Raw genomic sequence first — 18,339 nt, 5'->3', positions numbered from 1 at the left:
GAGGCCCGCAACCATGAACCGACAGAAGATCGTCATCGGGTACGACGGATCGTCCACCGCCCGGGCCGCCCTGACGTGGGCGCTGGACGAGGCGGACCGCACCGGTGCCGCCGCCGAACTGGTGTACGCGGACGAGTGGCCCGTCTGGGCTCCGGCCGCCAGCATGGTGCCGGCGCCCGCGCTGCGCCCGGACGGCTACGCCGACGAGGTGATCGGCGGCATGCTGGAGCACGCCGTCGCCGCGGCCAGGCAGACCCACCCCACGGTCCCGATCTCGGCCACCACGGTTCAGGCGTTCGCGGCGGCCGGGCTGGCCGGCCGCTCCGACCGGGCCAGGATGATCGTGCTGGGCACCCGTGGCCACAGCGCCCTGGCCGGGCTGGTCGGCTCGGTCGGCGCTTCGGTCGGCGCGCGCGCCCACTGCCCGGTCGTGGTGGTGCACGGCGAGGTGACCGGCGTCGGGCCGGTGGTCGCCGGAGTCGACGACTCGCCGCTGTCCGCGGCCGTGCTGCGCTTCGCCGCCGAGCAGGCGGCCGGGCACCGGGCCGGTCTGCGGGTGATCCGCCTGCAACGGGTCGATGACCACCACGACCCAGTCGGCGAACTGCTCGGCTCACTGACCGACGAGTTCCCCGGCCTGCGGGTCGAGATCGATGCCCCTCCGGAGAACCCGGCCGCCGCGCTGGTGGCCGCCGGTGGCACGGCCCGGCTGCTGGTGGTCGGCAGCCGTGGCCGTGGCTCGGTGCGGGGTCTGTTGCTGGGCGCGGTGAGCCGTACCGCGCTGCGGCACGCGGCCTGCCCGGTGGCGATCGTGCACGACCTCGGCGAGTCGGGAGAGCTGTCATGAAGGCCCGGGTCGGCGACCGGATCGTGATCGAGGTGGAAGGCCCGAACGGGCACCGTCGCGAGGGCATCATCACCGCGGTGGGGCGGGCCGACGGGCTTCCGCCGTACCGGGTGCAGTGGCTCGAGAACGGCCACACGACGCTGATCTACCCGGGACCGCGAGCCCGGATCGAGCCGGCGCACTGACGCCGGGAGCCGCTACGGATCATCAGGCGGGCGCCGGGACACCGACGCCCGCCCTGTCGTGCCGGTCCGTTCGGCCCTGCTGACCTTTCCCGGGCGCCCGGGACACTGGCGGTAGGCAACGTCGCCGGCCGAGGGAGGCGGACACGATGAACACGCGAGTAGTCGAGATCCGGAATCCGGCCACCGGAGCGGTCACCGGAACCTGCCAGGGGCCCACGCCGGCCGGGTCCTGCCCGTACGCCGGCCGCGACGGGGTCGTGCCGTGCGCCGGGCGCCTGGTCGGACCGGCCGAGGGAGATCCCCGGTGCTGGCCGGTCTGGGTTCCGCCGGGCTGCCGGCAGTGCCGGATCACCTTCAACGACCAGGCCGTCGCCTGCCTGCGCGCCGCCGAGCGCTACCGCGACCAGTGGGACGCCGGCCTGCACCGGGAACGGGAACGCGTCCGGGCGCTGGCCGCCCGCAAGGATCCCCGCTTCCGGGGCATGTCGGATCGGCAGTTGCAGGTCACCGCCCTGTGGCGGTGGCGGCTGTCGGGACCGGCCCAGGGCCTGCGGCACGCCGAGCAGAAACAGCGCGACTGGGGACGCATGTACCTGGCGCTCGCCGAACAGCAGCGGGCCGCCACACCACCGGTGGTGGTGGGCGGCGCCGCTTGAGCGCGGCCGCTCAGTCCGTCGCGTACGGCGGGTGCGGCTTGTCGAACTTCCGGTCGTCGAACGACCAGGTCAGGCTGGAAACCACCGCGACCACGCCGGCGACCTGCCGGGTCAGCCGCCGCGCCAGCTCCGCCGACGAGCGGCGCTCGGCCTTGCCGGAGAGGGTGACCACGCCGTCGCGCACCTGCACGGTGACCCCATCGGCCTCGTCGACAAGGAACGTGCGCAGCACGCCGGTCCGTACGTCGTCGCGGATCTGCTCGTCCGAGCGGCGACAGATGCGCAGCAGGTCACCGCGCGAGGCGATCCCGACCAGGCGTCCGAGGTCGTCGGTGACCGGCAGCCGTTTCACGTGGTGGGCATCCATCCGCCGGGCCGCGGCCGCGATCGAGGTCCGCCCCATCGCCACGACCGGTGGCGCGCTCATCAGACCGGCGGCGGTCCGGGCCGAGGCCTTGGCCCGCTGGTCACGGCGGCGGCGCCGCTCGAGGATCCGGGGGTGGTCCACACCGGCATATTCGATCTTGCGCAGCAGATCCGCCTCGGACACCACGCCGGCGACCCGGCCCAGCGCGTCGACCACCGGGACCGCGCTGATTCGCTTCCCGACCAGCAGATCCACCAGTTCACGGTAGGAAGCGTCCTCGGTGACGGACACCACGTCGCGAGTCATCACGTCCTCGACCCTCCAGGTCCTCACCGCAATCCCTCCTTCGTTGTTCTCCTGTCCTCCACCGTGGTCGTCCCCGGGCCCGGCCAGTAGGGACTTGCGGCCTCAACCGGCAGGGCGCCTCCGGGACCTATGCCTCTGCCGAACGGCATCGGCCGGAATGACGATTCGGGAAGGAGCCCGGGAAGGAACGGACATCATGCGGACACGGAGCGTCATCGGCGGCGGCTGCGGGGCCCCGGCGCTGGTCGTCCGTTGCGGCACGCCGGCGACGAGCCGATGAGCACCCTGCCGGCGGACGCGCTGACAACCGACGGCGGGATCGTTTCGATCCGGCCAGTGATTCCGGGCGATCGTCAGGCCATCGCCGCGCTGTACGACGGGGCCGCTCCGGAGAATCTGCGGCTGCGCTTCTTCGCCCAGCCGACCGCCGCGACCCTGGCCGCCGAGGTCGACCGGCTGTGCCGCACCCAGTCGCCGCACTTTCTGGCGATGGTCGGCTACGAGGGTGCCGAGCTGGTCGGCGTGGCGTCCTGCGACCGGGCCGGGGACGGACCGCGAGGCGATTTCGCCGTCTTCGTCGCCGACCGGCACCACGGCCGCGGGATCGGCACCCTGCTGCTGGAGCACCTGGCGGCCCGGGCCCGGCGGCACGGCATCACCGAGCTGACCGGGGAGGTGCTGCCGAGCAACACCGGCATGTTGCGGGTCGCCCGCGAGTTCGGCCCGGACGGCCGCGCGCAGGTGGTCCAGGGCATCGTGGACGTCACCGTGGACACCGGCGACGTCGACTGCCTGGACTCGGTGATCGACGTCCGCGACCGGGTCGCCGAACGCGCCTCGCTGCGCGCGGTCCTGGCTCCGGCCACCATTGCCGTGGTGGGCGCGGGTCATCGCCCGGGCGGCGCCGGGCACGAGGCGTTGCGGGCGCTGCAGGAGTACGGCTTCACCGGCCGGTACTACGCGGTCAACCGCAGCGGCGCCCCGGTCGCCGGCACACCCGCCCACCGCGCTCTGCGTGACCTTCCCGAGCCGGTGCAGCTGCTGGTCGTCGCGGTCCCCGCGGACCAGATCGCCGGCGTGCTGCGCGACGGTGCCGCGGCCGGGGCGCGGGCCGCCGTCATCCTCACCGGGCTGCCCGGGCCGGACGGGCACCGGCGGCGGGCGGAGCTGTTGCGGCTGGCCCGTTCGCTGGAACTCCGCCTGATCGGCCCGGGCAGTCTCGGCGTGCTCAACACCGATTCGGGCGTCCGGCTCCACGCCGGCCTGTTGCCGGTGCTGCCGCCGCCCGGTGGGCTGGCGATCGCCGCGCAGGCCGCCGCAGTGGCGCTGGCCATGACCGAGCACGCGGTGCGGACCGGCTTCGGCGTCTCCAGCCTGGTCTCGCTGGGCGAGAAGGCCGACGTCAGCGGCAACGAGCTGCTCTCCTACTGGTACGACGACCCGGCCACAACCGCCGTGGCCCTGCACCTGACGTCGTTCGGCAACCCGGCCCGTTTCGCCCGGCTCGCCGGCGCCCTGTCCCGGCACAAGCCGGTGCTGGCCCTGCGCGATCCCCGAGCGCCGGCCGCGGTGGACGCCCTGTTCACCCAGGCGGGCGTGATCCGTACCGAGAACCTGGGCGAGCTGATGGACGCGGCCCGGATGCTGGTCGGCCAGCCGCTCCCGGCCGGCCGCCGGCTCGCCGTGGTCGGCAACACGGCCGGCCTGGCCACGATCCCCGGGCTGGGCGACGCCGACGTGCTCACCGAGCTCGGCAGCGGTGCCCCGGCGGCCGAGATCGCGGCGGCCGTCGAATCCGTCACCGGCGCCGCTGACCTGCTGCTGCTCGTGATCACCGGCACGCGGACTCATCCGGCCGAGGAGATCCTCGCCGCCCTCGCCCCGGTCGTCGACCGGCACCCGGCGCTGCCGGTCGCCGCCGCGGTCGTCGGTGCCGGTGACCCGCCGCCGCGGCTGGGCGCCCGTGGCGTGCCCGTCTACGACCTGCCGGAGCGGGCCGCGCAGGCGCTCGCGCACGCCGCCGGGTACGCGCGGTGGCGCCGCACCCCGCCGGTTGCCCCGGCCGGCCCACCCGGGCTGTCCCCGCCCCGGGCGCGCAGCTTGATCGCCATGGCCCTGACCGAGGGGTCCGGGCGGCAGCCGGCCGCCCGGACCGCCGGGATCCTGGACGCCTACGGGATCCGGGTGGCCGGCCGCCGCCCGGACTCGGCGGTGCACCTGGTCGCCGCCACCGTGCACGATCCGCTGTTCGGCGCGATGGTCCTGCTCGGCGAGGGACCGGCCCGGCTGCCCGGCGAATGGGCCGTGCGGCTGACTCCGCTGACCGAACCGGACGCGGCGGCGATGTGCCGGACGTTGCGCCGGGCGCCGCTGCTGACCGGATCCGGCGGCACCGCGCTGCGGGATCTGCTGCTGCGGTTGAGCCGGCTGGCCGAGAACCATCCCGAGGTCGCCGGGCTCGACCTGGACGTGCTCGCCGCCCCGGACGGGCTGTGGGTGCACGACGCCGACCTGCGACTGGCCCCGGCAGGGCAGGAACCCGACCCGGCCCTGCGCCGCCTGCGCGGACCGGACAGCTGTTGAGGGAGGCAGCGATGAAGATCCGAAGAGCACTGACCGGCCGATCGTTCGCCGTGCTCAGCCACGTGACACCGACCGGGGCGCTCCGTTCCGTCCGCCGGCCGCCGGTCGTCGCCGCGCTCGACCGGGTGGCGGCGCGCCGCCCGCTGCAGTACCTCGGCGTCGTCGATGAGCCGACCGAACCGCTGCCCTCCGACCCGCCCGAGGTCAGCCGCCTGCTCTGCGACGAGGGCTTCCTGGATCAGGTCACCGCACTCGCCGGTACGCTGGGCCGGGATCCGGGCGAGGTACGCGCGGAGGCTGCCGGTCACCTGCGCGAGATGGGCGCCACCCACACCCGGCGGGCCGTGGACGACTGGGGCCGGATGAGCCGGTGGCTGGCCCGGGCGCACGAGCTGGTCCTGGATCCCGAGCAGCTGCGCCGGCTGCGCGCGCTCGACGACACCCGGTCGCTGCTGTTCCCGTTCTCGCACCGGTCCTACCTGGACGGCATCACCGTGCCCGCCGCGGTGTCGGGCAACGGCATGTCGCCCTCGTTCGTGCTGGCCGGCGCGAACCTCGACGTGTTCCCGTTCAATCACCTGCTGCGCCGCTCCGGGTTCGTCTACGTGCGCCGGTCCACCGCCGATCTACCCGTCTACCGGCTGACGCTGCGCTGCTACATCGCCGAGCTGATCCGCGATCGCCGCAACCTGTGCTGGTCGATCGAGGGCGGGCGGACCCGGACCGGCAAGCTGCGCCCGCCGGCGTACGGCGTGCTGCGCTATGTCGTCGACGCGCTCGACGCCTCGGAGCGCGACCGCGCGCTGATCGTCCCGGTGTCGATCGTCTACGAGCAGCTGCACGAGGTCGCGTCGGTGACCGGCGAGGCCCGCGGGTTGCGCAAGCGCCCGGAGGATCTGCGCTGGCTGTGGAATTTCGGGCGCTCGCAGCGGGATCGGTTCGGGCGCGCCTACCTGGAGTTCGGCGAGCCCATCCCGCTGCCGGACCGGCTGGCGGAACTGCGCGCCGGCGACCCCCGGGAGACCCACCTGGTGGAGCGGATCGCGCTGGAGACCTGCCACCGGATCAATCAGGCCACCCCGGTGACCACCACCGCGGTGGTGTGCCTGGCGCTGCTGGCCGCCGACCGGGCGATGACCCTGGACGAGGTGCTCGCCACGATCACGCCGCTGGCCCGGTACCTGACGCGACGTGGGCGGCCGGTGGCCGGCGCGGCGGACCTGACCGACCGGGCCACCATCCGGCGCACCCTCGACGATCTGGTCCGCTCCGGCGTGCTGTCCGGTTACGACGGTGGCACCGACGCAATCTGGCGGATCGCCCCGGGCCAGTTTCTGGTCGCCGCGTTCTACCGCAACACGGCGGTACACATGCTCGTCGACCGGGCGATCGGCGAACTGGCCCTGATCGCCGCGGCCGAGGGCGGCGAGGACGGCCTCGGTGTCGCCGGCCGGGCCGCGCTGCGGCTGCGCGACCTGCTCAAGTTCGACTTCTTCTTCCCGTCGCGCCGGGCCTTCGCCGAGCAGATGACCGCGGAGCTGGCGCTGGCCGACCCCGGCCAGGCGGACGGTCCGCACGAGTTCGGCCCGGCCGACGCGCGCCGCTGGCTGCGGCAGACCCGGCCGCTGGTCGCTCACCTGGTGCTGCGGCCGTTCCTGGACGCCTATCACGTCGTCGCCGACCGGCTGGCCGACGCCTGCGACGATCCGATCGTCGAGCAACGGTTCCTCGACGAATGCCTGCGGGTGGGCCGGCAGTGGGCCCTGCAGAAACGGCTGGCCAGCGAGGAGTCGGTGTCGCTGGAGCTGTTCAAGCCGGCCCTGCGGCTGGCCCGCCACCGTGATCTGGTCATCGCCGGAACGCCGGGGCTAGCCGAACGCCGCGCCGCGTTCCTGCGGGAGATCGACGAAACGCTCCGGCGCGTGCACACGATCGCCGGGCTCGCCGAAGGGGAGTCGTCATGAACGTCACCGCGGCCGACCTGGTCGAACAGATCCGCACCGGCCCGTCCGGAGCACGCGTCGGCGCGTTCTTCGACCTCGACGGCACCCTGGTGCGCGGCTACACCGCGGCCGCCGCCCTTCAGGAACGGATCCGCCGCGGGCAGGCCGGGCCGCGGGACCTGGCGCGCCTGCTGCTGGCCGCGGCCGACGGCGGCCGCGAGGCGCTGGGCCGGACCGGGTTCGCGCAGTTGCGTGGCCACACCGTCGACGAGCTGACGGCACTGGCCGGGCGCCTGTTCACCGAGAAGGTGGCCGGCACGATCCGGCCCGACGCCCGGGAGCTGATCCGGGCCCACCGGCGGCAGGGGCACACCGTCGTGGTGGCCTCCTCGGCGAGCCGGATGCAGGTCGAGCCGATCGCCGAGGACCTCGGCATCCGGCACATCCTGTGCACCGAGCTCGAGGAGCACGAGGGCGTGCTCACCGGGCGCAGCACCGGCGGCATGCTGTGGGGGGAGGCCAAGGCCCGCGCGGTGCGCGAGTTCGCCCGGGCCTCGCGGATCAGCCTGCGGCGCAGTTACGGCTACGCCGACGGGGCCGAGGACGTGGCGTTCCTGGGCGCGGTCGGCCGGCCGTACGCGGTGAACCCGCACCCGTCGCTGCACCAGGCCGCGGACCGGCACGGCTGGCCCGTGCTGGAGCTGCGGGAGCCGGCCTCGCCGGGCCCGTGGGCCTACCTGGGCACCCTCGGCGCCCTGCTGAGCGTGGACACCGGGCTGAGCCTCGGGATGGCCTACGGCTGGCTCACCGGCGACCACCGGCGGGGCGCCAATCTCGGCATCGGCCTGGCCGCCGACACGGGTCTGGCCTTCGCCGGGGTGAAGGTGAACGTCACCGGCGCGCAGAACCTGGAGAAGGCCCGCCCGGCGGTGTTCGTCGCCAACCATCAGAGCACGCTGGACGCGCTGGTGCTGGCCGCGCTGCTGCGGCACGACTTCACCGCGGTGGCCAAGCAGGAGGCCCGCTTCGACCCGCGGATGGCGCTGATCGGCACGTTCCTCGATCCGGTGTGGATCGACCGGTCGGATCCGCAGCGAGCCCGGCAGAGCATGAGCCGGGCGGTCCGCCGGATCCGCGACGGCGAGTCGGTGCTGGTCCTGCCGGAGGGCACCCGGATGCCGACGCCCCGCCCGGGCCGGTTCAAGAAGGGCGCCTTCCACCTCGCCGCGCAGGCCGGGGTGCCGATCGTGCCGATCGTGCTGCGCAACACCGGCGAGCTGGCCTGGCGGCGGTCACTGGTGGTCAGCCCGGGCACGGTCGACGTCGCGGTGCTGGACCCGATCCCCACCGGCGGCTGGACGACCGACGACCTGAACGCGCAGGTCGCCGAGCTGCACGACAGGTTCGCCGCCGTCCTGGAGAACTGGCCGTCGGCGTCGGCGTCGGCGCCGACGCTCAGCGCAGTTCCTTCTTGAGCACCTTGCCGGCGCCGCTGAGCGGCAGGCTGCTGCGGAGTTCGACGACGCGCGGGTACTTGTACGCGGCGAGCCGTTCGCGGCAGTGCGCGATCACCTCGGCCGCGGTGGGTGCCGGCCCGGGCCGCGGCACCACGAACGCCTTGACCTCCTGGCCGAGCCGCTCGTCGGGGACACCGATCACCGCCGCCGTCAGGATGCCGGGGTGCTGGTGCAGCACCTCCTCCACCTCCCGGGGGTAGACGTTGTACCCGCCCCGGATGATGATCTCCTTCTTCCGGTCGACGATGAACAGGAAGCCGTCGGCGTCGAAATATCCCAGGTCGCCGGTGTGGAACCAGCCGCCCGCGAACGCCTCCGCGGTGGCCGCCGGGTCGTCGTGGTAGCCGCGCATCGTGTGGTAGCCGCGGGTGACCAGCTCCCCCACGTTCGACGATCCGGCCGGCAGCGGATACCCGGACTCGTCCCAGACCTGCACCTCGACGCCCCAGACCGGGCGCCCGACGCTGTAGACCCGGCGGTCCTTCTCGGTGCAGTTGAACGAGATGGTCGCGGCGGTCTCGGTCATCCCGTAGCCCTCCAGGATCGGCACCCCGAAGCGCTGTTCGAAGCCGTCCATCACCGGCGCCGGGATCGCGTCGCCACCGGAGATGCAGACCCGCAGGCAGGAGGTGTCGTAGCGGGCGGCATCCGGATGTGCCAGCAGCGCGGTGAACATGGTGGGCACGCCGTCGAAGATGGTGGCCCGGTCCCGGGCGATCGCACCGAGCACGGCGTCCGGGGTGAACCGTGGCACCAGCGACAGCGCCGCGCCGAAGCGGATCCCGGCGTTCATCGTGCTGGACAGGCCGAAGACGTGGAACAGCGGCAGCACGGTGAGCACCACGTCGTCGGGGCGCAGCTCGAACAGCCGGCCCGGGATGTCGGCGTTCATGTACAGCTGCAGGTGGGTCAGCTCGGCCCCCTTGGGCCGTCCGGTGGTACCGGAGGTGTAGACGATCGCCGCGACGTCCTGCGGTTCCCGGTCGGCCAGCGGCTGCCGCAGCGGCACCGGCACGGTCAGCTCGGCGAACGGACGCACCGGATCGACCGGCCCCGGGCCCGCGGCGTAGCAGTCGGCCACCCCGGCCTGCGCCGCGCCCTTGGTGGCGTCACCGAGCAGCGTGCCCCAGGTGATCAGCAGGCGGGTGCCGGAGTCGCTCAGCTGGTAGGCGATCTCCGGGGCGCGCAGCAGGACGTTGAGCGGGACGGCCACCGCGCCCGCCTTGAGGATGCCGTAGAAGGCGATCGGGAACTCCGGCACGTTCGGCAGCTGCAGGGCGACCCGGTCGCCGGGCCGCACGCCGCGGGCGGTCAGGGCCGCGGCCACCGCGTCGGACCGGGCGTCGAGTTCGGCGTACGTCATGGCGCCCTGATCGCAGATGATCGCCGGCGCGCCGGGACGGGCGTTCGCCGACTCGCGCAGGATGACTGCGAGGTTCAACATCGTCGGCTCCGTTTCTGTGCTCAGGCCGGCCGCCGGGCCGTGGTCGCGGACCGCCGCCGGCGCTTGCCGCGCGGCGCCGTCTCGTGCAGCGCGGTCAGCTCCTGGGCCAGCCAGCCGGCCAGGTCACCGGCCTCGGGCACGGCGACCTGGTCGGTGGTGACGCCGAACGCGGCCTGATCGGTGTAGGTGAAGGCGGCCACGCCGACCCGCATCCGGTCGCCGATCGGCACGTACGGCAGGATCTCGCGGATCGGGCGGCCCAGGATGTAGAGGCCGTTGCGGGGGCCGGGCACGTTGGTGGTGACGGTCGAGAGCGCCCGCTGCGGCAGCCGCAACGCGGTGCGGATCAGCAGCGACACCGCGGCGAACGGCTCGTGGTCGGCCAGATCGATCAGCCCGGCGGTCGCCTCGACCTCGTGGGCGGCGCGCAGGCCGGCGATGCGCTGGTGCACCGCGGCCACCCGGGCGACCGGGTCGGCGAGCTCGACCGGCAGCTGCACCAGCAGCGCGGAGAGCCGGTTGTCGAGCCGGTCGTGCTGGTCGGCGCGCCGGGTGCTGACCGGCACGAGCGTGCGCACGGCGTACGGATCGGGCTCTTCGCCCCGGCTCAGCAGCAGCCGGCGCAGCGCGCCGGCGACCGCGGCCAGGTAGACGTCGTTGACGGTCACGCCGTGCGCGTGGGCGGTCTCGGCCAGCTGGGCCAGTGGTGCCCGGGCGATCGCGTACCGGCGGGCCTGGCCGACCGGGCCGAGCAGCGAAGTCTCGGTGGCCGGCAGGAACCCCTCGGCCAGCACGGCCAGCCCGGCGGCGGTCTCGCCGGCCGGGCCCGGGTCGCGCAGCGTCGCCCACAGCAGCCGGGCCTGGTCGAGCGGGAACCGGGCGAGGTCGCCGAGCGCGCCGAGCGACAGCCCCAGGGCGCCGGCGGCGGGCTCGGGCGTCCACGGGTCCGGGACCGGTGCGCCGGGCTCCGGGCCGGTGTCACAGATGATCCGGTACAGCTCGTTGCCGGAGATCCCGTCGAGCAGGCAGTGGTGCACCTTGGACAGCAGCGCCCAGCGGCCCTGCGGAAGCCCCTCGATCAGCCAGTCCTCCCAGAGCGGGTGGTCGCGGTCCATGCGCTGGCTCATCACCCGGCCCACCAGGTTCGCCAGCTCGGCGTCGCCGCCGGGCGCCGGCAGCGCGGTGCGCCGCAGGTGGTAGTCGAGATCGAAGCCGGGGTCGTCGACCCAGACCGGGCGGCCCAGGTTGAACGGCACCCGGCGCACCCGCTGCCGGTATCGCGGCACCAGCGGCAGCCGGCCCCGGATCAGCGCGGCGAACTCCTGCAGGCCGGGCGCGGGCCCGTCCAGCACCGCGGTCGACGAGATGGCCAGCGAGACGTGCGGGTCCTCGTCCTCGGCATCCAGGAAGGACGTGTCCAGCGGGCTCAGTTGATCCATGACAGTCCCCTTCGCGCGGTGGGTCATCAACCCCTTCACCGTGGCTCCGGAGGCCGCCCCCGGGCAGGGCCGGATGTCCCGTCCTGCCGGTCGGCTCGTGTCACCATTCGTAACCATGGAGGACGAGGAGTCCCGGGTGACGCTCGGGGAGATCATCCGGCGGCAGCGGGAACTGGCCGAGCTGTCGATGCGGCAGCTGGCATCCATGGTGGGGATCTCCAACCCGTACCTGTCGCAGATCGAGCGTGGGCTGCGCGCGCCGTCCGGGCGGGTGCTGCACGCGATCGCGACCTCGTTGCGGACCACGGCCGACGCGCTGGTGGCGCAGGCGAGCCCGGCGACGCCCGGGCCGCCGGAAGTGCTGCGGGCGATCGCGGCGGACCCGAACCTCACCGCCCGGCAGCGGCAGGCGCTCGGCGAGGTCTACTCCGCCATGGCCCAGGTCACGATCGCCCGGCGCGGGCGCGAACGCGGTCCCGCAAACGACGGGCGGCCCGGGACCTGAGTGGTCCCGGGCCGCCCACGGCGGCGGTCATCGCAGAATCTGACGGGCCGTCCGGACGTAGGCCGCGCCGACGTCCTCGATGAGTCCCGCGCTCACGGCGAGCGTGTTCTTCATCCACGGGTACGGCGTGATCTTCGCGGCGTCCTTCTCGAACGCGACGAAGCCGGCGACGCCACGCTCGTAGACGTTCACGGCCAGAGTGCCGATCTCCCGGCCGATCTGGCGCCGTTTCGCGGCGGGGACCGGCTCCTTGCTCTGCTCGGCCTGCTTGGCGGGCCGGGTGGTCGTGGTGGTCATCGCAACCTCCCTTCCTCTTCAATTAGCAGGTTAGCCGCGCACTGCTAACTGCCGTCAGAGCCGATGTCCCCGAGTTGGCACGACCTTCGGCACCCCGGCTCACCGGCTGAGGACCACCTTGAGCGCCCCGGTGCGCGCCGGCTGGGCGAACACGTCGTACGCCTGCTCGAACTCGTCCAGGCCGAACCGGTGCGTGATGATCGGCGCGACGTCGAACTGCCCCGCGACCAGCATGTCCAGCAGCCGCGGGGTCGAGTAGGTGTCCACCAGCCCGGTGGTGATCGTGACGTTCTTGATCCAGAGCTCCTCCAGGTGCAGCGTCGCGGGCTTGCCGTGCACCCCGATGTTGGCGATCCGGCCGCCGGGACGCACCAGGCTCTGGCACATCTCGAAGGTCTCCGGAATGCCGACCGCCTCCATCACCACGTCCGCGCCCAGGCCGCCGGTGAGCGCACGGATCGAGCCCAGCGGCACCCGCTCCGGAATCAGGGTGATGTCGGCGCCCAGGTTCTTGGCCGCCTGCAACCGGCTCTCCGCCTTGTCGATCGCCACGATGTGCGCCGGCGAGAACAACCGCGCGGTGATGATCGCGGCCAGCCCGATCGGGCCCGCGCCGATCACCACCACCGTGTCGCCCGGGCGGACGCCGCCGTTGAGCACGCCGACCTCGTACGCGGTCGGCAGGATGTCGGCCAGCAGCACCGCCTGCTCGTCGGGCAGGCCCTTGGGCAGCTGGTAGGTGGACAGCTCGGCGAACGGGATCCGGGCGAGCTCGGCCTGCACCCCGTCGAGGTGATGGCCCAGCCGCCAGCCGCCCCCGCCGCGGCACTGCCCGTAGTGCCCCTCGCGGCAGAACCGGCAGCTGCCGCAGGCCGTGATGCACGAGGCCAGCACCCGGTCGCCGACCGCCAGCCGGCTCACCGCCGCGCCGGTCTGGACCACGGTGCCGACCGCCTCGTGCCCGAGGATCCGCCCGGGTGTCGTCTCGGGCACGTCCCCGGCCAGGATGTGCAGGTCGGTTCCGCAGATGGTGACCGCGTCCACGCGGATCACCGCGTCGTGTGGATCGTGGATGGTGGCGTCCGGGACCTCGGCCCAGGTGCGCTGTCCGGCTCCGCCGTACACAAGTGCCTTCATGGTCTTTCTCCTTCGTCGTTGAAGGATTTCGTCTGCCCCTGAAGCGTGCGCGGGCGGCGGGGGCGCCGATAGGGCCGAATGGCAGCAGTCAGGACCTACGACACTGTCCGGCGCCACCGATCCCGAGGGACGCTGATCCCAGGCGCCCCTCCGGCCCCACCCGGAGCGTCACCGCCGCCGGAACGACCAGCGTGGCCGTCGAGCCACCAGACCCACCGTCGTCAAGACGGGCACCGGCGACGCGACCGGCCGGTGGGGGCGCCGCGGGCGTCGAGGAGCGCGGGTGATCACCATGCTGAAAAAGATCATTATTGGGTACGACGGTTCGCCGCTCGCCCGTGCCGCGCTCGACTGGACGCTGGACGAGGCGGACCGCACCCACTGCCCGGTCGAGCTGTTCTACGCCGACGAGTGGCCGGCCTGGACGCCGACCGGTGGCGCCTCGTCCGGACCGGACCGCCCGGACAGCTACGCCGTCGAGGTCATCGGCGGCATGATGGAGCGTGCCCTGGCCACGGCGCGGCAGACCCACCCGATGGTGGACGTGACCACGAAGACCGTGCGCGCCTTCCCCGGGCCCGCGCTCATCGACCGGTCCCGCCGCGCCCGGCTGATCGTGGTCGGCGGCCGCGGCCACAGCGCGGTGGCGGACCTGCTCGGCTCGGTCAGCTCCGCGGTCAGCGCGCACGCCCACTGCCCGGTGGTGGTCATCCGTGGCGCCGCTTCCAGCAACGCCCGGGTGGTGGCCGGAATCGACGGCTCCGCGCTGGCGACGCCGGTGCTGGACTTCGCCGCGGCGCAGGCGTCCGCCCGCCGGGTGCCGCTCCGCGTGGTGCAGGCGTGGCCGCTGGCCCAGGCGCGCGACCGCGAGCGGGATCGCCTCGACTCGCTGGTGATCGAGACGCGGGACACCTTCCCGGAGATCACGGTGGAGTCCGAGGCGATCGTGGAGCACCCGGCGGCGGCGCTGGTCCGGGAGAGTGCCGCCGCCCAGCTCGTGGTCGTCGGCAGCCGGGGCCGCAATGTCGTGCAGGGGTTGCTGCTCGGCTCGGTCAGCCAGCACCTGCTGCGCCACAGCTCCTGCACGGTCGCGGTGGTGCACGACACCCTGATGCGGGCCTGATCCTGGACCTTTCCCCGGGCCGACGAGATCGCGCCCACACCGGGGCCCCGGGCGGTGACCGCCCGGGGCCCTCGCGCACCCGCAACCGCTAGGCCGGCACGGGCGCCTCGTCGGCGGCGGGCTCGCCGGGCAGGCGGACCGCGGCGACACCGGGAACCGTGCGGGCCAGCAGGGCGACGACCGCGCGCTGCTGCTCGTTCGGGAATTCCCCGGCAACGGTGATCACGCCGGCCTCGGCCGAGACGGTCCACCGGTCGCGGCGACCCGCGTAGTCGTCGAGCCGGCGCCGCACGTCCGCGGCCAGCACGCTGTCGTCGCGGACCACCGCCCGCAGGATGTCGCGGCGGCTGACGACGCCGACGACCACGCCGTCCTCGACCACCGGCAGGCTGCGTACGTCGTGCTCCAGCATCAGCTGGGCGGCGTCGGCCACGTCGGCGCCGGGTCCGACCACGACCGGGTGGTCGGACATCACCTCGACCACCACGCCGGGCCGGTGCCCGGGGTGGACGACGACGTCGGGATGCCGGATCGGATCGGTTCGTGGCTCGGCGGGGACCCGATGCCACAGCAGGTCGCTGTCGCTGACCATGCCGAGCAGGCGGTCGCCGGTGTCCACCACGGGCAGGGCGGTGACCGCATACGTGGTCATCAGGTCGGCGGCCGTCTCCACCGGCGCGTCGGGCCGGACGACCTGGGCCGGGCTGGTCATGATGTCGTGGACTCGCATGATGATTCCTCCTCCTTCGGTGCGCGGCGCCGCAGCCGCGCGCGGTAGAACTCGTCGACACCCCACACCACCAGCGGGAACGGGGTCAGGAACAGCAGCTCGGTGCCGCCGAGCGCGGCCGTGCCGAACAGCGTCCGCAACGGCGGCAGGTAGATCAGCGCGGCGGCGAAGGCCAGTTCGAACGCGATCCCACCGAGCAGCAGCCGATTGCTGAACACCCCGATCGCGCGCAGCGCGGCGTAGTCGGTGCGGGCGGCGAACGCGGTGCCGATCTGGCAGGCGACGATCCCGGCGAAGGTCATCGTGGTGGCCCGCGCGTAGTCGGCGGCGGGCAGCGTCACCCCGGGCTGCCAGCCGACGCGCCACAGGGTCCAGAAGAATCCGGCCGAGACCAGGATCGCCGAGGTGACGCCGAGCAGTCCCCAGGCCCGCCACAACAGCCGGCGGTCGATCACGCCCTCCTTCGGGGACCGCGGCGGCCGATCCATCAGACCGGGTTCGGCCCGCTCGCGGCCCAGCGCGAGGGCCGGCAGCGTCTCGGTGCCCAGATCGATGGCGAGGATCTGCAGCACGGTCAGCGGCAACGGCACCGCACCGCCGGACAGGGCGAAGATCAAGAACGGCACGACTTCCGGTACGGCGTGGGCAAAGATGTAGAGCACGAATTTGCGCACGTTGTCGAAGACCCGGCGGCCGGCCTCGATCGCGCGCACGATCGTGGCGAAGTTGTCGTCGGTGAGCACCATGGTCGCCGCCTCGCGGGCCACGTCCGTGCCCGAGCGGCCCATCGCCACCCCGATGTCGGCACGGCGCAGCGCCGGGGCGTCGTTCACGCCGTCGCCGGTCATCGCCACGATGTGTCCCTGTGCCCGCAGCGCCTCGCAGATCCGCAGCTTGCCCTCCGGCGACGAGCGGGCGAAGACCACCTCGCGCTGGTCGCCGAGCAGCCGGTCGAGGTCCGCGTCGCTCATCGCCTCGAGGTCGGCGCCGGTGATCACCTGCTGGTGGCCGTCGCCGATCCCGACCTGAGCGGCGATGGTCGCCGCGGTCGTGCCGTAGTCGCCGGTGATCACGTGCACCCGGATCCCGGCCCGGTGGGCGTCGGCGACCGCGGCCGGCACCGCCTCGCGGGGCGGGTCGACCATGGCGACCAGCCCGAGCAGGGTCAGCCCGCTCTCCGCGCTGTCCCGCCCGGCCGAGAGCACCTCGGCGGCGGCGGTGCGCTCGGCCACGGCCAGCACGCGCAGGCCGCTGCGGGCGTACCGGTCGACGGCGGCCGACACGTCCGCGCGCTGCGCGTCGGTGAGCTCGGCGGGACGCCCGGTGCTGTCGAGGATCCGGGCGCACAGCGGCAGCACCGATTCGGGGGCGCCCTTGGTGTGCAGATGGCCGCCGGTCACGGTGGACATGCGTTTGGTGCGCGGGTCGAAGGCGTACAGGGTGCTGCGGGCGGCGTCGCGGACGGTCGCCCGCACCGGGACGCCGAGCGCGGCGGCCAGGTGGATCAGGGCCAGTTCGGTCGGATCGCCACTGTCGGACGGGGCACCGTCGCCGGCCGGGTGGGCGGTGGTGCAGGTGGCGGCCGCGATCGCCAGGGCCCGGGCGCGGCCGTCGCCGGCCGCGGTCGCCGCGTCGCGTTCACCGTCGGACAGCCACAGCTCGGTGACCCGCATCCGGTTCTCGGTCAGCGTGCCGGTCTTGTCGGTGCAGATCACCGTGGTCGATCCGAGCGTCTCCACCGCGGACAGCCGCTTGACCACCGCGCCGGCGCGGGCCAGTTCCCGGACTCCGGCGGCGAGCGCGAGCGTGATGGTCGGCAGCAGACCTTCCGGGACGTTGGCGACGATCAGGCCGATCGCGAAGCTGATCGCGGCGGCCCAGCCGAGCCCGGCCAGCACCCCGATCGGCAGGAACGCCACCCCGGCACCCACCGCGGCGGCCGCGATGATCCAGGTGGCCCGGCGGACCTGCCGTTCCAGCGGACTGTCCTCGGCCCGGCCACGCTGCGACAGCGCGGCGATCCGTCCGATCTCGCTGTGCATCCCGGTGTGCGTGATCACCGCACGGGCCTGCCCGGCGGTGCACGAGGTGCCGCTGAACACCAGCTCCCGGGCCTCCAGCAACGGGCCGGGCACCAGCTCGGCGTCGGCGGCGCGCAATGCGGGCACGGATTCGCCGTTGAGGGCGGACAGATCGACCGCCACGCTGCCGTCGATCAGCCGGGCATCGGCACAGATGCGATCGCCTTCGGCGATCTCGACGACATCCCCGGGTACGAGGTCACGCGCCGGCGCCTCGATCAGCATCCCGTCGCGCAGCACCCGCGCCGATTCCGGCAGGAACGCGGCGAGCGCCTCGACGGCCCGCTCGGCCTGCTGCTCCTGCACGAACGCGAACGCGGCGTTGAGCAGGATGACCGCGACCACGGCCAGCGCCAGCGCGGGGGTGTGCCCGGCCCAGGCGAGCACCGCGGCGATCATCAGCAACACCGCGAGCGGCTGGGTGAACTGGGCGAGCAACTGCCGCGGCCAGCGCCGGGTGTGCCGGCGGGACAGTTCGTTGGGCCCGTACACGGTGAGCCGGCGGGCCGCCTCGCGCGAGCGCAGCCCGGCCGGCCCGGAACGCAGGTGCCGGAACAGTTCGGTCGGCGGCTGTCGCTCGTCGACCTCGGCCGGAGCAGTCATCGTCTGAGCCATGCCCCCAGGGTTGGCCCGGCGACACGGACCCGGTCAGGGCCGAACGTCCCGGTTGCGCGGGGACGTCGGAAACACCCGGGCCGGCGCGGTGCGCCGGCCCGGGCCCGATCACTGTGGCGGTCTCACTTCTTGGTGATCGCGATCTGCCGGCCACCCTGCTCCGGGGCGGTCAGCGGCACCGTGATCTCCAGGATGCCCTTCTCGTAGGTCGCGGTGATCGCGGTCTCGTCGGCGGTGGCCGGCAACCGCACCGAGCGGTGCAGCAGCCCGTACCGGAACTCCGTGCGACCGGCAGCCGCCTTCTCCTCGCGACGTTCCGCGTTCACCGTCAGCACACCGTTGAGCGCGGTGATCCGCACGTCCTTCTCCGGGTCCATCCCGGGCAGTTCGGCGCGCAGCACGTACTCCTGGTCGGTCATCCGGTCCTCGACGCGGATGGCCGGCAGCGGACGCGGGAAGTCGACCTCCAGCCAGTCTGACATGTCCCCGAACAGCCGGGGCAACAGCGACGTCATGTTTCTCCTCCTTCCGGTGTTCCACTTCCATCGCAGCGCGCGGCACATG

16 protein-coding genes are annotated in these 18,339 nt (G+C 73.7%); 8 read left to right on the top strand and 8 right to left on the bottom strand.

Annotated features, from left to right (window positions below; genetic code table 11):
- The first annotated feature begins 13 nt into the window (after positions 1-13).
- The 3 genes from L3i22_RS22260 (at position 14) to L3i22_RS22250 (ending at position 1,688) form a co-directional block, all read left to right on the top strand.
- Complete coding sequence (locus tag L3i22_RS22260) at positions 14-847, top strand: universal stress protein (RefSeq protein ID WP_221328881.1); 834 nt, start codon at positions 14-16, stop codon at positions 845-847.
- Positions 844-1,032, top strand: coding sequence for a DUF1918 domain-containing protein (locus tag L3i22_RS22255; protein WP_221328880.1), 189 nt, complete (start codon positions 844-846; stop codon positions 1,030-1,032). The genes L3i22_RS22260 and L3i22_RS22255 overlap by 4 nt, the downstream gene beginning before the upstream one ends.
- 146 nt (positions 1,033-1,178) lie before the next feature.
- A complete protein-coding gene (locus L3i22_RS22250; RefSeq protein ID WP_221328879.1) occupies positions 1,179-1,688 on the top strand; it encodes a hypothetical protein in 510 nt (169 codons plus the stop codon).
- Positions 1,689-1,698: 10 nt separating this feature from the next.
- Here the strand turns inward: L3i22_RS22250 and L3i22_RS22245 are convergent, their stop codons facing one another.
- Positions 1,699-2,388 (bottom strand): CBS domain-containing protein, encoded by a 690-nt coding sequence (locus L3i22_RS22245; protein WP_221328878.1) that lies wholly within the window; start codon positions 2,386-2,388, stop codon positions 1,699-1,701.
- Between the two features lie 249 nt (positions 2,389-2,637).
- Between L3i22_RS22245 and L3i22_RS54390 the strand changes: the two genes are divergently transcribed.
- The 3 genes from L3i22_RS54390 to L3i22_RS22230 are packed head-to-tail and all read left to right on the top strand — an operon-like array spanning position 2,638 to position 8,362.
- The gene (locus L3i22_RS54390; RefSeq protein ID WP_304523470.1) at positions 2,638-4,944 is read left to right on the top strand and encodes a GNAT family N-acetyltransferase; all 2,307 of its coding nucleotides are present in this window, start codon (positions 2,638-2,640) and stop codon (positions 4,942-4,944) included.
- 11 nt (positions 4,945-4,955) lie between these two features.
- Positions 4,956-6,908: a lysophospholipid acyltransferase gene (locus L3i22_RS22235; protein ID WP_221328877.1), complete on the top strand. Its 1,953-nt coding sequence runs from the start codon at positions 4,956-4,958 to the stop codon at positions 6,906-6,908.
- Positions 6,905-8,362: an HAD-IB family hydrolase gene (locus L3i22_RS22230; RefSeq protein WP_221328876.1), complete on the top strand. Its 1,458-nt coding sequence runs from the start codon at positions 6,905-6,907 to the stop codon at positions 8,360-8,362. The genes L3i22_RS22235 and L3i22_RS22230 overlap by 4 nt, the downstream gene beginning before the upstream one ends.
- Here L3i22_RS22230 and L3i22_RS22225 read toward each other — a convergent pair.
- Together L3i22_RS22225 and L3i22_RS22220 are read right to left on the bottom strand one after the other, a co-directional pair.
- Positions 8,343-9,848, bottom strand: coding sequence for a long-chain fatty acid--CoA ligase (locus tag L3i22_RS22225; protein WP_221328875.1), 1,506 nt, complete (start codon positions 9,846-9,848; stop codon positions 8,343-8,345). The two genes, L3i22_RS22230 and L3i22_RS22225, sit on opposite strands and share 20 nt — an antisense overlap.
- Positions 9,849-9,868: 20 nt before the next feature.
- Positions 9,869-11,287: a wax ester/triacylglycerol synthase family O-acyltransferase gene (locus tag L3i22_RS22220; protein ID WP_221328874.1), complete on the bottom strand. Its 1,419-nt coding sequence runs from the start codon at positions 11,285-11,287 to the stop codon at positions 9,869-9,871.
- A 115-nt stretch (positions 11,288-11,402) separates the two neighbouring features.
- Here L3i22_RS22220 and L3i22_RS22215 point away from each other — a divergent pair, with 115 nt between their 5' ends.
- The gene (locus L3i22_RS22215; protein WP_221328873.1) at positions 11,403-11,792 is read left to right on the top strand and encodes a helix-turn-helix domain-containing protein; all 390 of its coding nucleotides are present in this window, start codon (positions 11,403-11,405) and stop codon (positions 11,790-11,792) included.
- 27 nt (positions 11,793-11,819) lie between these two features.
- On the opposite strand, the gene L3i22_RS22210 is transcribed toward L3i22_RS22215, so the two are convergent.
- Both L3i22_RS22210 and L3i22_RS22205 read right to left on the bottom strand, forming a co-directional pair.
- Positions 11,820-12,089, bottom strand: coding sequence for a hypothetical protein (locus tag L3i22_RS22210; protein ID WP_221328872.1), 270 nt, complete (start codon positions 12,087-12,089; stop codon positions 11,820-11,822).
- A gap of 99 nt (positions 12,090-12,188) precedes the next feature.
- The gene (locus L3i22_RS22205) at positions 12,189-13,226 is read right to left on the bottom strand and encodes a zinc-dependent alcohol dehydrogenase family protein (RefSeq protein ID WP_221328871.1); all 1,038 of its coding nucleotides are present in this window, start codon (positions 13,224-13,226) and stop codon (positions 12,189-12,191) included.
- Positions 13,227-13,518: 292 nt separating this feature from the next.
- Here L3i22_RS22205 and L3i22_RS22200 point away from each other — a divergent pair, with 292 nt between their 5' ends.
- On the top strand, positions 13,519-14,349 hold the full coding sequence (locus L3i22_RS22200; protein ID WP_221330093.1) for a universal stress protein: 831 nt from the start codon (positions 13,519-13,521) through the stop codon (positions 14,347-14,349).
- An 88-nt stretch (positions 14,350-14,437) separates the two neighbouring features.
- On the opposite strand, the gene L3i22_RS22195 is transcribed toward L3i22_RS22200, so the two are convergent.
- From L3i22_RS22195 to L3i22_RS22185, 3 genes are all read right to left on the bottom strand, one after another.
- Positions 14,438-15,079 (bottom strand): CBS domain-containing protein, encoded by a 642-nt coding sequence (locus tag L3i22_RS22195; protein WP_221328870.1) that lies wholly within the window; start codon positions 15,077-15,079, stop codon positions 14,438-14,440.
- Positions 15,058-17,775 (bottom strand): cation-transporting P-type ATPase, encoded by a 2,718-nt coding sequence (locus tag L3i22_RS22190; RefSeq protein WP_255658487.1) that lies wholly within the window; start codon positions 17,773-17,775, stop codon positions 15,058-15,060. Before L3i22_RS22190 ends, L3i22_RS22195 begins: the two co-directional genes overlap by 22 nt.
- 122 nt (positions 17,776-17,897) lie before the next feature.
- Positions 17,898-18,290, bottom strand: coding sequence for an Hsp20/alpha crystallin family protein (locus L3i22_RS22185; RefSeq protein ID WP_221328869.1), 393 nt, complete (start codon positions 18,288-18,290; stop codon positions 17,898-17,900).
- Positions 18,291-18,339: the final 49 nt, after the last annotated feature.

Origin of the sequence: Actinoplanes sp. L3-i22 (assembly GCF_019704555.1) — a bacterium.
In the GTDB taxonomy this organism is placed as follows: domain Bacteria; phylum Actinomycetota; class Actinomycetes; order Mycobacteriales; family Micromonosporaceae; genus Actinoplanes.
Note: the sequence above shows the minus strand (reverse complement) of the source record. Positions and strands in the feature narration are given on the sequence as shown.

What these genes read in the sequence shown, in the direction of transcription:
- L3i22_RS22250 (WP_221328879.1), top strand. Translation starts at nt 1,179, where the DNA reads ATGAACACGCGAGTAGTCGAGATCCGGAATCCGGCCACCGGAGCGGTC.
- L3i22_RS22255 (WP_221328880.1), top strand. Translation starts at nt 844, where the DNA reads ATGAAGGCCCGGGTCGGCGACCGGATCGTGATCGAGGTGGAAGGCCCG.
- L3i22_RS22260 (WP_221328881.1), top strand. Translation starts at nt 14, where the DNA reads ATGAACCGACAGAAGATCGTCATCGGGTACGACGGATCGTCCACCGCC.
- L3i22_RS22190 (WP_255658487.1), bottom strand. Translation starts at nt 17,775, where the DNA reads ATGGCTCAGACGATGACTGCTCCGGCCGAGGTCGACGAGCGACAGCCG.
- L3i22_RS22185 (WP_221328869.1), bottom strand. Translation starts at nt 18,290, where the DNA reads ATGACGTCGCTGTTGCCCCGGCTGTTCGGGGACATGTCAGACTGGCTG.
- L3i22_RS22200 (WP_221330093.1), top strand. Translation starts at nt 13,519, where the DNA reads ATGCTGAAAAAGATCATTATTGGGTACGACGGTTCGCCGCTCGCCCGT.
- L3i22_RS22230 (WP_221328876.1), top strand. Translation starts at nt 6,905, where the DNA reads ATGAACGTCACCGCGGCCGACCTGGTCGAACAGATCCGCACCGGCCCG.
- L3i22_RS22225 (WP_221328875.1), bottom strand. Translation starts at nt 9,848, where the DNA reads ATGTTGAACCTCGCAGTCATCCTGCGCGAGTCGGCGAACGCCCGTCCC.
- L3i22_RS54390 (WP_304523470.1), top strand. Translation starts at nt 2,638, where the DNA reads ATGAGCACCCTGCCGGCGGACGCGCTGACAACCGACGGCGGGATCGTT.
- L3i22_RS22195 (WP_221328870.1), bottom strand. Translation starts at nt 15,079, where the DNA reads ATGCGAGTCCACGACATCATGACCAGCCCGGCCCAGGTCGTCCGGCCC.
- L3i22_RS22210 (WP_221328872.1), bottom strand. Translation starts at nt 12,089, where the DNA reads ATGACCACCACGACCACCCGGCCCGCCAAGCAGGCCGAGCAGAGCAAG.
- L3i22_RS22220 (WP_221328874.1), bottom strand. Translation starts at nt 11,287, where the DNA reads ATGGATCAACTGAGCCCGCTGGACACGTCCTTCCTGGATGCCGAGGAC.
- L3i22_RS22215 (WP_221328873.1), top strand. Translation starts at nt 11,403, where the DNA reads ATGGAGGACGAGGAGTCCCGGGTGACGCTCGGGGAGATCATCCGGCGG.
- L3i22_RS22235 (WP_221328877.1), top strand. Translation starts at nt 4,956, where the DNA reads ATGAAGATCCGAAGAGCACTGACCGGCCGATCGTTCGCCGTGCTCAGC.
- L3i22_RS22205 (WP_221328871.1), bottom strand. Translation starts at nt 13,226, where the DNA reads ATGAAGGCACTTGTGTACGGCGGAGCCGGACAGCGCACCTGGGCCGAG.